We start from the raw sequence: 12,590 nt of genomic DNA, 5'->3' as shown, positions 1-12,590 counted from the left end.
GTTCAATGCGCATCGGACGATGGCGGCGCGCTCGTGATCGGCTTGGCGAACATCACCGTGACGAGACCGACAAGAAAGCACAGCGCCAGCACGTAGAAGCAATCGGCGAAGGTCAGCACGAGCGCCTCGCGCATGACGAGCGCATGCAGCGACGCGAGTCCCGCTTGCGAAGCATTCAGCGCATCGCCGGCGGCGGCGGCGAGATGGGCCGAGCTGCGCGCGAGCATATCGTCGATGACGGGACGGCCGACGGTCACGTTCTCGTTCAGACGCAGGTAGTGCAAGTTCAGACGATCGTTGAGCATCGTCGCGCTCACCGCGATACCGATCGCGCCGCCGAGATTGCGCATCAGATTGAAGAGACCGCTCGCCGACCTGAGCCGCGACGGCGGCAGCGAACCGAGCGCCATCGTGACGATGGGCGGCACCGCGAATTGCTGGCCGATGCCGCGCAGCGCCTGCGGCAGAAGAAATTGCTGCCAGCCCCAGTCGTGCGTGAGCGGCGTATAGAAGTAACAGCCCGCGCCGAAGCAGATCAGGCCGAACGCCAGCAAGACACGCATGTCGATGAAGCGCGACGCGAACCCGTACAGGCCGATGGAAAGCAACTGAAAACAGCCGACGGACAGCAGCGCGAGACCGGTATGAAGCGAATCGAAGCCACGCACGCGGGCGAGGAACACCGGCGTCAGAAACACCGAAACGAATATGCCGATGCCCGTCACGAACGACAGCAGACTGCCGATCGCGAAGTTGCGCACCGCGAGCGCGCGCAGATCGACGACCGGGTCTTTCGCCGTGAACGCATGCACGAGAAACAGGAAGCCGCAGATCGCGGAGATCCACGTACAGACGATGATCACGTCATCGCCGAACCAGTTCTTGCGCGGACCTTCTTCGAGCACGTATTCCAGACATCCGAGAAAGCCCGACATCAACGCGATGCCGAGATAGTCGCCCTTCTTCAGCAACGAAAGATCGGGCGCGTCGATGTTGACGTACTTCGGTACGAGCAGCGCCACGACCAGACCCGGCACCACGTTGAGATAGAACAACCAGTGCCATGACCATTGATCGGTGATCCATCCGCCGATCACCGGCCCGACCGCGGGCGCCAGCGACGCCAGCGCGCCGATCGTTGTAGATGCAATCAACCGCTGCTTGCCGGGGAAGATCACGAACGCCGTGGTGAAAACGGTCGGGATCATCGCGGCGCCGAGCGCGCCTTGCAGGCAGCGGAACAGGATCATCGAATTGATGTCCCACGCCATGCCGCACAGCATGCTCGTGATCGTGAAGCCGACCGCGGACGCGGCGAACAGCCAGCGCGTGGAGAGCACGCGCGAGAGCCAGCCCGACATCGGAATGACGAGAATCTCCGCGATCAGATACGACGTCTGCACCCACGACAATTCGTCCTGGCTCGCCGACAATCCGCCGCCGATATCCTTCAGCGAGGACGCGACGATCTGGATATCGAGCGTCGCCATGAAGAAGCCGAGGCACATCAGCGCGAACGCGAATATGCGCTGCTTGAGCGGCTGATTAGCGGGATCGGAGGGAACGGAGGGAACGGTATGCGTCATGACCGCTCCTCAGCCGTTCGACTGCGGACGAAGATGCACCTTGACCGTCGCCGACAGACCCGGACGCAACACCGCTTCCATGCCCTTCGGCACGTCGAGCCGGATGCGCACCGGCACGCGCTGCACGATCTTCGTGAAGTTGCCCGTCGCGTTCTCGGCGGGCAGCACGCTGAACGTTGCGCCGGTCGCGGGCGCGAGACTTTCGACATGACCCGTGAAGGGCACGCTCGACGCATCGAGTTCGATATCGGCGTCGTCGCCGGCGCGCATTTTCTTCAGCTGATCTTCCTTGAAGTTGGCATCGATCCAGAGACCGCTCGACGGCACGATCGTCAGCAGCGACGTGCCGACGTTCGCCAGCACGCCCACGCGCGCCGTGCGGTTGCCCACGTAGCCATCGACGGGCGAGCGGATCGTCGTGTACTCGACGTTCAGCTCCGCGACGCGGCGGGCCGCTTCCGCAGTCGCGACGCGCGCCTGCGCATCCGCGATCTGCGCGTCGATCACGCTCAACTGGCGCTTCGCCGCAACCAGCGACGCGCCGCTGCGATCGACCGACGCCTGCGCCTTCGTATAGTCCGAATCCGCGCGTTCGACGATCTGGTTCGACACCGCGTCGTCCTTCACGAGTTCGCGATAGCGCGCGCGGTCCTGCCCGCTGCGCGTCAGCTCCGCCGACGACGCGCGCACTTCCGCCTGCTGCTGATTGATGACCGCCGCCTGCAGCGCGTCCTTCGCCTGCAATTCGGTCACGGCCGCGCGCGCGCTCGACAACTCCGCATCGGCTTGCGCGAGGCGGGCGTCGTAGTCGCGCGAATCGAGGCGGATCAGCACCTGGCCCGCCTTCACGCGCTGGTTGTCCTGCACGAGCACATCGGAGACGAAGCCGTTCACCTTCGGCGCGAGCACGGTGACGTCGCCGCCGACGTAGGCGTCGTCGGTGCTCTGCACGAAACGCAGCACGAGCGCCCAGTACGTCGCGGCGGCGATCAGCACCAGCCCGACCAGACCGAGCGCCAGCAGCATCCAGGGAATGCGGCGCGCGGGCCGCGTCAGGGCGGGCGCCGCGACCGATGGGATATTCGTCGTAGGTGTCGTCATCTGATTATTTGTGCATATGCACAGTCTTGATGGGAAAAAGGGCTGCTTCCGCCGCCCGTCATAGCCCGGAAGACTAGTTGTGCATATGCACCAAGTCAACCGTCATCGGCGACACGATTGAATAACGCTGCCGGAAAGAATCGGCAAAGTCTTACCGGGCGGGCCTCGCGCTCAGTTTTGCAGGGCTTCATCGGCGCAGAAGCGCACCGCGTGTTCGACGAACGCGCGCACTTTCGCCGGCAAAAGCGCGCGCGTGCTGTACGCGATACGGATCTCGATGGCAGCTTCCACGCGTTCGTAGGCGTCGAGCAGCGTGACGAGCCGGCCTGCGGCGATGTCGCGGTTGACGAGCGCGGTCGGCAGCACGCCGATGCCGAAGCCCTGCAGCACCATCTCGCGATTGAACACCGCGCTGTTCGACGAGACGCCGTGATTGAGCGGCACCCGCACTTCCTCGCCGCCGATGCGAAACGTGAGCGCGGGCTTGCGGATCGACGCGGACATCGGCACGAATTCGTGGTCGATCAGTTCGGACGGATGGCGCGGCGCCGGACGCTGCGCGAGATACGCGGGACTCGCGACGAGCACGAGCGGAATGGTCTCGAGCAGGCGCGTGACGGCCGTATCGGTGGACAGCATGAAGGGCAGCACGATGGCGAGATCGTAGCCTTCGCCGACGAGATCGACCGGGCGCTCGGTCAGCGTCACGTCGAGCCGCACATGGGGATGCGCGCGCCTGAAGCTCGCGACGAGCGGCGTGTAGCGGCTCGTCATCACCGTGGTATGCGCGACGAGCCGCAACAGTCCGGTCGCCTCGCTCGCGCGGTTCGACACGCGCTCTTCCATCGCCTGCAGTTCGTCGAGCAGGCGCGAGCAATCGGCGAAGAAACGCTCGGCGGTGTCCGTCAGCGAGATTTGCCGCGTCGTGCGGTTGAAGAGCCGGCTGCCGAGCCGCTCCTCCAGACCCGCGATGGCCCGCGAGACGGCCGGCGGCGACAAGCCCAGTATGTCGGCGGCACGCGCGAAGCTCTTCGCTTCGACCACAGTGCAAAACACCTTCAGGCTCGTCAGATGGTCCATATGCGGATGCGCGATGCAGGCGCGGGCTTGGGTTGGTCGAGCCCCGATCATGGCATGAAGGTGCAAAAAACGCTGCGATTGCAGGATTGCAGGTTGAGACGATCGCGCGGTTTTGCGAGCCGCGCGAGCATTCACGCGGAAGCGGTGCGCGCCTAAAGTTCAACCCATGCCATACAGATGGCCAACCACTGAAAACCGGAGCACACCATGTCACGTCTTTCGCAAATCAACGTCAACGACGCCACCGGCGTCACCGCCGAACTCTTCACCGGGATCAAGAAGGCGATGGGCCGCGTGCCGAACGCATATGTGACCATCGGCACGCACAGCCCCGCCGCGCTCGGCGCCACGCTTAACGGCGACGCGATCCTCGCGAAGAGCAGCCTCAGCAAGCCCGATGTCGAAGCAATCAAGCTTGCCATCAGCGAACTGGCGGGTTGTGATTACTGTGCCGCGGCGCATACCGTCGTCGGCAAGATGGTTGGGTTGACGCAGACCGAAACGCAGCAAATTCGCGCGGGCGAAGCCACCGGCAACGAGAAGCGCGATGCGCTCGTGCGCTTCGTGCGTCATGTGGCGGGTTCCGCCGGCACGATCGACGCCGCGCGCCTCGACGAAGTGCGCGCCGCCGGTTACTCGGAAGCGCAAGTGATCGACGCGCTGTTCGCGATGAGCGTCATCAACTTCACGAACCTCGTGAATCGCGTGAACGACACGACGATCGACTTCCCCGCGCTCGTCTGAGCGTCACGCTGAGTTCGGGCCTTTGCCGAGCCGGTCGATGATGTTGCTCACGAGATCGATCGGCATCGGAAAGATGATCGTCGAGTTCTTGTCGCCGGCGATCGTCGTCAGGGTTTGAAGGTAGCGCAACTGCATGGCCTGCGGCGCCTGCGCGAGCATCTGCGCCGCTTGCAACAGCTTTTCCGACGCCTGCAGCTCGCCTTCGGCATGGATGATCTTCGCGCGGCGCTCGCGCTCGGCTTCGGCCTGACGGGCAATCGCGCGGATCATCGTCTCGTTGATGTCGACGTCCTTGATCTCCACGTTCGAGACCTTGATGCCCCACGCGTCCGTCTGCGAATCGAGCACGCGCTGGATGTCGCTGTTGAGGCGCTCGCGTTCGGACAGCAACTCGTCGAGTTCGTGTTTGCCGAGAATCGCGCGCAACGTGGTTTGCGAAAGCTGGCTGGTGGCGTCGAGAAAACGCGCGACCTGAATCACCGCTTTCTCCGGATCGACCACGCGAAAATACACGACCGCATTCACTTTCACCGACACGTTGTCACGCGTGATGACGTCCTGCGGCGGCACGTCAAACACCACCGTGCGCAAGTCCATGCGCACGACCTGCTGCACGACCGGAATGATCAGCACGAGTCCCGGTCCTTTCACTTTCCAGAAACGCCCGAGCATGAACACGACGCCGCGCTCGTACTCGCGAAAAATGCGCACCGCCGACGCCAGAACGAAAATGACGAGCGCAATCAGGATGCCGCTGAATCCGAAGGTAAGCCCCATTTTTCAAGCCTCGTGGTCGATGTAGTCGATGTAGTCGATGTGTTCATGAATGGCCGGCGCTGGATTCGCTCTCCAGCGGTTCCACCGTCAGCGTCAAACCCTGACGCGCGATCACACGTACGCGCGCGCCCTCGCCCGGCAGCGTATCCGGCGCGGCGGTCCGCACGCGCCAGCGTTCGCCGTGCACGCGCGCCCAGCCGCTGCCCACATCGCGCGTCAACATCACGCCGATGCTGCCGAGCATCGCCTCGCCGCCGCTCACGACCGGACGCCTGCGCGCCTTGAGCGCGACGCCCGACACCGCGAAGACGAACAGCGCCGAGAAAAGCGCAAGCCCGATGACGAGGCCCACCGGCACGCCGAAGCCCGGCACGTCGGTGTCGATCAGCATGAGCGCGCCGATAGCAAACGCAATGACGCCGCCGATGCCGAGCGAGCCGAAGGTCGGCAGAAACATCTCGGCGACGAGAAAGCCCAGGCCCAGCACGATCAATCCCAGTCCGACGAAACTGACCGGCAGAAGTTGCAGCGCGAACAATCCGACGAGCAGACAAATTGCGCCCGCGACGCCCGGCAGCACCATACCGGGATTGGCGAACTCGAAGAACAGGCCGTACATGCCGATCATCATCAGGATGAGCGCGACGCTCGGGTCGGTGATCATCGCGAGAAAGCGGCTGCGCCAGTCGGGCTGCAACACGACGAGCGGCGCGCCGCGGGTCGCGAGCACGTGCGCGCCGCTCGCCGTCTGGACGTGGCGGCCGTCGAGTTTCGCGAGCAGATCGGGGATGTCGGTGGCGGTCAGGTCGATCACTTTCTGTTCCAGCGCCTCGCTCGCCGATAGCGCCACGGCCTCGCGGACCGCGCGCTCGGCCCATTGCACGTTGCGCCCGCGCAGTTGCGCCAGGCCGCGAATGTAGGCGGCGGCGTCCTGCATCTGCTTGCGCGTTTCGGTCGATTGAGCGTCCGCGCCCGACGCCGACTTGCTCGCGCCCGACCGCTCGCGCTCCGCGCCGCCCATACCAAGCTGCACCGGCGACGCCGCGCCGAGATTCGTGCCCGGCGCCATCGCCGCGATATGGCTCGCGTACGTGATGTACGTGCCCGCGCTCGCCGCCCGCGCCCCGCTCGGCGCGATGAACGCGGCGACCGGCACCGGCGACGCGAGAATCGCCTGGATGATCGAGCGCATCGAGAGATCGAGTCCGCCGGGCGTGTCGAGTTGCAGCACGGCGAGTTGCGCATGCTCGTCGGCGGCGCGGGCGAGCGCGCGCACGACAAAATCCGCGCTCGCCGGACCGATCGCGCCCTTCAGCGGAATCACGACGACTGGCGCAGCTGCCGCGGCCGCCGCGTTCAGCGACGCGAGCGGCCAGCCCAACATCAGCAGCAGCGGCAGCAGCCCGCGGAGCACGGCTTGCACGAACTGGCCGCACGTCCGCCAGCAGATTACGAGGCTTGTTTTCATCGGCTAAACCAGCCGCGCGCGCGCCGCCGGTTCCTCTTTCGCGATACGCTCAGGCATCGCGCGTGGTCTCTCTTCAAGCTTAGGCCAAATGCGCGATCACGGCCGCCGTGTCGTGCGGTCGATGACCTTTTCGACATCGGCCGTCTCGCCGAGTGCGGACACGAAGCCGGATATGTCGAAATCTTGGGCGACGCAGCCATCGAGATAGATGAAGCGGCGCTGGATCGTCAGCCACAGGCTGGTTCTTTCGCGCCACTGCAGCGACGCGTTCAGCGAATTCAGGCGCCGCGTCACGCTCTCGGCGATCTCTTTGTCGTAGTCGTAGCTGTTCGAGAGACGGCAGCGGCCCGCGATCCAGCAACTGTTGCCGCGCTCGATGCGGTAATGCGCTTCGTCCAGCCATTCCTGCTCGGTCTCGACCGGCCCGCGCGGCGCACTGCACCCGGCGACGGCGCTCGACACGTGCAGGAAGGGATCGTTGCCGCGATTGATGCGCGGGTCGGCGGCGCGCGTCGCGGCTGGCAGCGCGATCAGAACCGCGAGCGTCAGCATTCCGTATGCTGGCTTTTTCCTGGACAAGCTTTCGCTCATCGTGCGCGCCTTTTATCGAACCATCGTTCAATCAGCATAGTTCATCGAAACGGAACGGATCGACGTGCGCCCGAGCCGGTAGACTCACCGGGTGGCGCCCACTTTCCCCGTACCGAGGCCGACATGAAACAGGCACTCCACCATCTGACGGTCGCGACAGGCTCGCGCGGCCTGCACGAAGTCACCCGCGACATCGATCACTGGATCGATCTTCAGGACATCCGCACCGGCTTGCTTACGCTGTTTTGCCGGCACACGTCCGCCTCGCTGCTGATTCAGGAAAACGCCGATCCCGATGTGCGCGCCGATCTCGAGCGCTATTTCGAAACGGTCGCGCCGGAAGCGCCCGGCCGCTACGTGCACGACACCGAAGGCCCCGACGACATGCCCGCCCACCTGCGCACCGCGCTCACCACGGTCCAGCTTTCGATTCCCGTCGAGGCCGGGCGCATGGTGCTCGGCACGTGGCAAGGCATCTACGTGTTCGAGCATCGGACTGCGCAGCATCAGCGCGAACTTGTCTTGCATCTGATCGGCGAGTGACCTAATATACGCACCGCGTATATCTCGGGAGCGGTGACGGTGACTCAGCAACTTCAGCAGCAGACGGTCCTGCGCGACGCCATGCGTCGCCTGAACATGACGCGCGACGCATTTGCCGCGCGGATCGGCGTGTCGCGCCGGGCTTTAGACACGTGGCTTCTGCCCGACGAATCGCCGGAATCGCGGGCGATGCCTGAAATTGCGGCGCGCTACGTCGCCGAAATTCTCGCTGGCATGACCGAGCACGATGCCTATACGCAAAGCGCATACCCGTCGATCTCGTTCGAGGGCCGTCCGCAGTTGCTGTCGATCGACCAGTTTTCGCGCGATTCGGCTGAAGCGCTGTTCCGCACCGCCGACGCCATGCAGCCCATTGCACGGCGCAAGAAAATCACGCGCGTGCTCGAAGGCGCCGTGCTCGCGAACCTGTTCTTCGAGGCCAGCACGCGCACGCGCGTGAGCTTCGGCGCGGCGTTCGCGCGGCTCGGCGGATCGGTATGCGACACGACCGGCTTCACGTTCTCGTCGATGGCCAAGGGCGAATCGATCTACGATACGAGCCGCGTCATCAGCGGTTATGCCGATGCGATCGTCGTGCGCCATCCGGAGCAAGGCTCCGTTGCCGAATTCGCGCGCGCGACCAATATTCCGGTTATCAACGCGGGCGATGGTCCGGGCGAGCATCCGAGCCAGGCGCTGCTCGACCTCTATACGATCCAGCGTGAATTCTCGCGGCTGGGAAAGATCGTGGACGGCGCGCATATCGCCATGGTCGGCGACCTCAAATACGGCCGCACCGTGCACTCGCTCGCCAAGCTCCTTTCGCTTTACAAAGGGCTTAAGTTCACCCTCGTTTCGCCGCGCTCGCTGGAGATGCCGGCGCATATCGTCGAGCGGATCGCGCGCGGCGATCATGTGATCGAGCAGACCAGCGACCTGCATGCGGGCCTCGCGGGCGCGGACGTGGTGTATGCCACGCGTATCCAGAAAGAGCGTTTCGCCGACGAGAACATCGAAGGCTATACGCCAGATTTCCAGATCAATCAGGCGCTCGTCGACCATGTGTGCGGGCGCGACACGCTCATCATGCATCCGTTGCCGCGCGACAGCCGCCCCGGCGCCAACGATCTCGCGACCGATCTGAATCACGACTCGCGCCTTGCAATCTTTCGGCAGACCGACAACGGCATTGCGGTGCGCATGGCGATTTTCGCGGTGTTGCTGGGTGTGGAGCATCAGGTACGCCACTCCATGCGTGACGCGACATGGAAGTCGCCTGCTTCCATCGGCCCGGACGATGCAGTATTTCAAGGTTTCGATTGACACGTTTTTTACGCGACGCAAGCATCTCTTAATGCGACTTTGACGCCACGCCGTCTATGCTTCTATACAAGAAGAACGTCATGGAGCAACGGTCATGGACATGTCGCTAGCCTGGGTTGCGAGCCGCAGAAACACACACGATGAAAGCTTTGCCGCATGCCAGCGCGTGCGCATTCTGGCGCTGGCTCATTTCGCGGACAACGAAGCTTCGCGCGAACGCATTCGCGCTTTATTTCATTCGCCGCTCGGCATTTATGTGAGTCAGGCGCAGCGTGAAGGCTGTGACTTGCGGCTCGAGTTCGATACCGCCAGCGAAGACCTCGCGTTCACGCTGCGCACACTGCGACGCGTGCTTCCGGAAGCACGCGTCGAGGACATTGCGCCGCGGGTATTCGCGCATCGGCAGGCGGTGCGCGGAGCGAATTGAAGCCTCACTCGTCGGGCGTTGCGGCCTCTTCCTCCGGCTTAAAAGTCCTGCGAACAAAGGGTCGCAACTGCGCGAACTCTTCGTCGGAAAGGACGTAGGTTGTCGGGTCCATATCGATCCCCCTCTGGATTTCCGCATCCTCCTCCGGCGTGCTGCGAATCCATATCTTGGATGCTACGTTCATAACGGTTTTCCTCTCTGCTATTGGCGCGGCGCAAACTGATAATGCGCAGCGCCTGTCCTCTCTGCGTGAATACCACGCAAAACATACGGCCGTAAAGTGGCACGAAACCCACCTCACGAACCTCGCCATAATCGCGACGATCATCTACCCAGCCCATGACGTCGAGCCACGCGATCTCACGCGCGAGATCGAGCGAAACCCCATGCTGAATGCGATTGATCGCGTCCTTCAACGGGTCAAACGTGATGTCGAAGTTCATTCATTGTGATTCCCAGAAGTAGAAGCGACAAGACACGAAAGTTCCGAATTGCAGATACGTTGATCTGAACTCCGAAGCAATTTCGTCGCTTCATTCTTCTCCGAAACCTCAAGGCTTTTCTATAGACCGATCGGCTATCGCGCAGGTGTGATCCTGAAGCTCTTCCGACGACGCCCAGTCCCCGGTCTGAACGTGATCGTTGAGCAGATAGAACGCGGGCGCGCCATCGCTGCGCACGGCGCCGGCGAGCAGCAGCGTCTGCTCGCCCATCGTCTGGCCGCGGCTCGCGGCGTAGGGCGCGAGAAGCTTGAACGGATCGGTGTGCGCGAGATCGGCGTCATCAATACGCATCGCGCTGTAGATGTGTCCGCGTAAGCGCACCGGCAGCGGCGCCCATTCCTTGCCGATGCCCGGTCCCACTTCCCGCAGCGTCTGCGCGACATCGGCGGCGAGGCAGTCGATATGGATATGAAACTGATTCTGCGTGCGCCCACTCGCGGAATTGATGGCGAGCGACATCTCATCGCGCGGCAGCGTGCGGCGCAGCTTCCGGTCCACATAGACGCGCGCCTGCCACGCATCGCGGAAGTAGTTCGGCGCGTCCGGTTCGAGCAGCGCGGGACTCTCGATGCCGCTCACGCGCGCCGTCGGAATCAGAAGATATTGCGCGACACCGACGATATCTTTCAGCACCGCATAGCCGCCTGCCAGGTTCACGTCGGCGCATTTCTGCCGGACGTGCGCGCCTTCCGCGGCGGGCTCGCAATAATCGTGGACGATTTCCCACAGCGCATTCGGATTGGCCGCGCACGCGAGCGGCAAGAAGACGCAAGCCAGCGCGCCAAGCAGACGGATTTTCTTCGTGGTTTTCATCGGCATGATTCGGCGGTGAACGAAAGGATTCAGCCTGCCGGATTATGCTTGCAAGCGCGTGAACGTGCCTCCGAACGCGACAAAGCCCGCGCCGCAAGCACGGCGCGGGCTTCGTCATGGAGCGCGAATCAGGCGGCTTCGGTGCGATCCACCGGATGCGGCTCCTTCAGCTTGTTCGCGACGCGCGCAGCCTCGAAGTACGACGAATTCGGCGGACGCTTCAAATACTGCCCCGCGCCGCGCACCGCGCGCAGATCGCCGTCGGTCCAGGCGAGCGCGCCGCGCGTGAGCGTATGCATCGCGACGCCCTGCACCGTCATGCCCTCGAAGACGTTGAAATCCACTTTCTGATGATGCGTCTTCACGGAGATCGTGCGCGTCGCGTTCGGGTCCCACACGACGAGGTCCGCATCCGCGCCCACCTGCACCGCGCCTTTACGCGGATAGAGATTGAAGATCTGCGCCGCGTTGGTCGACGTCACGCGCACGAATTCGTTCGGCGTGAGACGCCCCATGTTCACGCCGTGATGCCACAGCACCGCCATGCGATCTTCGACGCCGCCGCAGCCGTTCGGAATCTTCGTGAAATCCTCGCGGCCCATCGCCTTCTGCGACGCGCAGAACACGCAATGGTCGGTCGCCGTGGTGTGCAGTTGCCCGGCTTGCAGCCCGCGCCACAATGCTTCGCGATGCTCGCTCGTGCGGAACGGCGGGCTCATCACATGCGCGGCGGCACGCGTCCAGTCCGGATCGCGATACACCGATTCGTCGATGACGAGATGCCCCGGCAGCACTTCGCCGAACACGCGCAAGCCATCGTTGCGCGCTTTCGCGATCACATCGACGGCATCTTTCGCCGATACATGCACGATGTAGATCGGCACGCCCAGCACCTGCGCAATGCGAATCGCGCGGTTCGCGGCCTCGCCCTCGACTTCGGGCGGACGCGACAGCGGATGCGCCTCCGGACCTTTGAAGCCCTTCGCAAGCAGCTGCTTCTGCAACTGAAACACGAGCTCGCCGTTTTCCGCGTGCACCGTCGGCAGCGCGCCGAGTTCGAGCGAGCGCGTGAAACTGTTCACGAGCACTTCGTCGTCGGCCATGATCGCGTTCTTGTAGGCCATGAAGTGCTTGAAGCTCGACACGCCGTGTTCATGCACGAGCAGACCCATGTCGCGATGCACGGACTCGTCCCACCACGTCACCGCGACGTGAAAGCCGTAATCCGCCGATGCTTTCTCCGCCCAGCCGCGCCACTCCTTGAACGCGCCCATGAGCGACTGCTTCGGGCTCGGAATCACGAAGTCGATGATGCTCGTCGTGCCGCCCGAAAGACCCGCCGCCGTGCCGGTGTAGAAGTCGTCACTGGCGGTCGTGCCCATGAAGGGCAACTCCATGTGCGTGTGCGGATCGATGCCGCCGGGCATCACGTACTGGCCGCCCGCATCGACGATCTGCGTATCGGCGGGCGTTTCGAGGTCCGTGCCAATGGCGAGAATCGTGCCGCCCGCCTGCGGGTCGGCGCATAGAACGTCGGCGCGATAAGTGCGGTCCGCGTCGATGACGGTGCCGCCGCGAATCAGGATAGGCATGAGTCGTCCTCCTCGTATTCAATCGTTGTCGGTTCAGTCGTT

General features: G+C 63.7%; 13 protein-coding genes. 4 read left to right on the top strand and 9 right to left on the bottom strand.

Annotated features, from left to right (window positions below):
* Positions 1–2: 2 nt before the first annotated feature.
* The 3 genes from BRPE64_RS16080 to BRPE64_RS16070 all read right to left on the bottom strand — a co-directional run bounded on the left by BRPE64_RS16080 (position 3) and on the right by BRPE64_RS16070 (position 3,767).
* A complete protein-coding gene (locus BRPE64_RS16080; protein ID WP_016354521.1) occupies positions 3–1,586 on the bottom strand; it encodes a DHA2 family efflux MFS transporter permease subunit in 1,584 nt (527 codons plus the stop codon).
* A gap of 9 nt (positions 1,587–1,595) precedes the next feature.
* On the bottom strand, positions 1,596–2,687 hold the full coding sequence (locus tag BRPE64_RS16075; protein ID WP_016354520.1) for an HlyD family secretion protein: 1,092 nt from the start codon (positions 2,685–2,687) through the stop codon (positions 1,596–1,598).
* Positions 2,688–2,858: 171 nt separating this feature from the next.
* Positions 2,859–3,767: a LysR family transcriptional regulator gene (locus tag BRPE64_RS16070; RefSeq protein ID WP_016354519.1), complete on the bottom strand. Its 909-nt coding sequence runs from the start codon at positions 3,765–3,767 to the stop codon at positions 2,859–2,861.
* Between the two features lie 207 nt (positions 3,768–3,974).
* Between BRPE64_RS16070 and BRPE64_RS16065 the strand changes: the two genes are divergently transcribed.
* Positions 3,975–4,511 carry a carboxymuconolactone decarboxylase family protein gene (locus BRPE64_RS16065; RefSeq protein WP_016354517.1) on the top strand — a complete coding sequence of 179 codons (537 nt, stop codon included), beginning with the start codon at positions 3,975–3,977 and terminating at the stop codon, positions 4,509–4,511.
* 3 nt (positions 4,512–4,514) lie between these two features.
* Here the strand turns inward: BRPE64_RS16065 and BRPE64_RS16060 are convergent, their stop codons facing one another.
* The 3 genes from BRPE64_RS16060 to BRPE64_RS16050 all read right to left on the bottom strand — a co-directional run bounded on the left by BRPE64_RS16060 (position 4,515) and on the right by BRPE64_RS16050 (position 7,347).
* Positions 4,515–5,288, bottom strand: a complete 774-nt coding sequence (locus BRPE64_RS16060; protein WP_016354516.1) for a slipin family protein — start codon at positions 5,286–5,288, stop codon at positions 4,515–4,517.
* Between the two features lie 43 nt (positions 5,289–5,331).
* Positions 5,332–6,672: an NfeD family protein gene (locus BRPE64_RS16055; protein WP_044042690.1), complete on the bottom strand. Its 1,341-nt coding sequence runs from the start codon at positions 6,670–6,672 to the stop codon at positions 5,332–5,334.
* A 180-nt stretch (positions 6,673–6,852) separates the two neighbouring features.
* Positions 6,853–7,347: a BON domain-containing protein gene (locus BRPE64_RS16050; protein ID WP_144063421.1), complete on the bottom strand. Its 495-nt coding sequence runs from the start codon at positions 7,345–7,347 to the stop codon at positions 6,853–6,855.
* A 123-nt stretch (positions 7,348–7,470) separates the two neighbouring features.
* On the opposite strand from BRPE64_RS16050, the gene BRPE64_RS16045 reads away from it, so the two are divergent.
* From BRPE64_RS16045 to BRPE64_RS16035, 3 genes are all read left to right on the top strand, one after another.
* Positions 7,471–7,890, top strand: a complete 420-nt coding sequence (locus tag BRPE64_RS16045; RefSeq protein WP_016354513.1) for a secondary thiamine-phosphate synthase enzyme YjbQ — start codon at positions 7,471–7,473, stop codon at positions 7,888–7,890.
* An 81-nt stretch (positions 7,891–7,971) separates the two neighbouring features.
* Positions 7,972–9,213: an aspartate carbamoyltransferase gene (locus BRPE64_RS16040; RefSeq protein WP_051180492.1), complete on the top strand. Its 1,242-nt coding sequence runs from the start codon at positions 7,972–7,974 to the stop codon at positions 9,211–9,213.
* Positions 9,214–9,307: 94 nt separating this feature from the next.
* On the top strand, positions 9,308–9,640 hold the full coding sequence (locus BRPE64_RS16035; protein ID WP_016354511.1) for a hypothetical protein: 333 nt from the start codon (positions 9,308–9,310) through the stop codon (positions 9,638–9,640).
* A gap of 38 nt (positions 9,641–9,678) precedes the next feature.
* Here the strand turns inward: BRPE64_RS16035 and BRPE64_RS33990 are convergent, their stop codons facing one another.
* The 3 genes from BRPE64_RS33990 to hydA form a co-directional block, all read right to left on the bottom strand.
* On the bottom strand, positions 9,679–10,083 hold the full coding sequence (locus BRPE64_RS33990) for a BrnT family toxin (RefSeq protein ID WP_084675767.1): 405 nt from the start codon (positions 10,081–10,083) through the stop codon (positions 9,679–9,681).
* Between the two features lie 108 nt (positions 10,084–10,191).
* On the bottom strand, positions 10,192–10,956 hold the full coding sequence (locus BRPE64_RS16025; protein ID WP_232519253.1) for a CDP-diacylglycerol diphosphatase: 765 nt from the start codon (positions 10,954–10,956) through the stop codon (positions 10,192–10,194).
* Between the two features lie 128 nt (positions 10,957–11,084).
* The gene (hydA, locus tag BRPE64_RS16020; protein ID WP_016354509.1) at positions 11,085–12,548 is read right to left on the bottom strand and encodes a dihydropyrimidinase; all 1,464 of its coding nucleotides are present in this window, start codon (positions 12,546–12,548) and stop codon (positions 11,085–11,087) included.
* Positions 12,549–12,590 lie beyond the last annotated feature (42 nt).

Origin of the sequence: Caballeronia insecticola (assembly GCF_000402035.1) — a bacterium.
In the GTDB taxonomy this organism is placed as follows: Bacteria; Pseudomonadota; Gammaproteobacteria; order Burkholderiales; family Burkholderiaceae; genus Caballeronia; species Caballeronia insecticola.
This window is presented reverse-complemented; position numbering and strand designations above follow the sequence as displayed.